The 1,250-nt window shown below is 62.8% G+C and carries 2 protein-coding genes; both read right to left on the bottom strand.

Annotated elements, in window-relative coordinates:
- Position 1: 1 nt before the first annotated feature.
- Entirely contained in the window at positions 2-487 is a 486-nt protein-coding gene (locus AC4FAH_RS09225; protein ID WP_288988995.1) for a nuclear transport factor 2 family protein, read from the bottom strand.
- A 64-nt stretch (positions 488-551) separates the two neighbouring features.
- A partial coding sequence (locus AC4FAH_RS09220; protein ID WP_490245935.1) for a cryptochrome/photolyase family protein occupies positions 552-1,250 on the bottom strand: 699 nt, incomplete at its 5' end.

Raw genomic sequence — 1,250 nt, 5'->3', positions numbered from 1 at the left:
CTCAGTCCATGCGACGTTTCAGCAGGCCGATCACGTTGCGCAGTACGGGCACCTGCTCGTAGAGCAGCTCACCGGCATCGAAGAAATCACGGTGCTGGATGACCTTTCCGTCTCGGAACTCGAGGCGTGAGGCGCCCTGCACGCTGATGTCCTTGCCCCCGTTCAGACGGGGATGGCGATAGGTCATCGTCCAGCTGAGCCAGGCAAGTCCCTGTTCATTGCCTTCATCCGCAGGGCCGGCGGCTTGCGCTTGCATCGGCCCCAGCGGGTGATGAAAGACGAAGTCGATGGCGGCGACATTCATGTACAACCCTGAGAAATAGGCGTTGAGTGCCGTCAGGCCGCGGACTTCATGCAGGGGGTCGCGGAAGACGATATCGTCACTGTAGACTGATTTGAGCAGTTCTGTAGAGGTTTTGTCCAGCTTTTCGTAAAGACGACATACCCGAGTCAGGGCCGGGCTCATCTCGTCGGGTAGCGATTGCATGGCAATGCTCCTGAAGGGGGGATACAAGAGCGGCCTGCTGAAGATCAGCAGGCCGCTTGAGGGGTCATTCGCTTTTTGACAGCGCCTTGAAGGTATCCAGCGCCCGCTGGCGGGCGGCCTTGTGGTCGACGATCGGTCGTGGGTAGCCCGTCTGTTGGCAGTCATCCGCACTGGGCTGGTGGCGCCGCTTGGCCGGCAGCTCGGCCAGTTCCGGCACCATGCTCGCGATGAACTCGCCGTCCTTGTCGAAGCGCTGGCCCTGGGTGGTCGGATTGAAGATGCGGAAATAGGGCGCGGCGTCGGTGCCGGTGGAGGCCGCCCATTGCCAGCCACCATTGTTGGCGCCCAGCTCACCATCGACGAGATGGGTCATGAAGAAGGCCTCGCCACGCCGCCAGTCGATCAGCAGATGCTTGGTGAGGAACATCGCCGTCACCATGCGCAGGCGATTGTGCATCCAGCCGGTCTGCACCAGCTGACGCATGGCGGCATCGACGATGGGGTAGCCGGTACGGCCCTCGCACCAGGCGGCAAAGCCTGCGTCGTCATCGCGCCACTGCAGGGCCTCGGTGTGGCGCTGGAAGGGGCGGTGGCGATTGACGCGCGGGAAGCCGACCAGGATATGCTGGTAGAACTCACGCCAGATCAGCTCGTTGACCCAGCTGGTCAGGCCGACATCGCCATCGGCGAGGCTGCCGTTCTCTGCCAGTACGGCGGCGTAGCATTGGCGGGCCGAGATCATGCCCAGCGCCAGATAGGGCGA

This window comes from Cobetia sp. (genome assembly GCF_983723665.1).
The sequence above is the reverse complement of the archived record's forward strand: the minus strand, read 5'-3'. Positions and strand labels throughout refer to the sequence as shown.

Coding starts and splice junctions, on each gene's coding strand:
- AC4FAH_RS09225 (WP_288988995.1), bottom strand. CDS start 487: ATGCAATCGCTACCCGACGAGATGAGCCCGGCCCTGACTCGGGTATGT.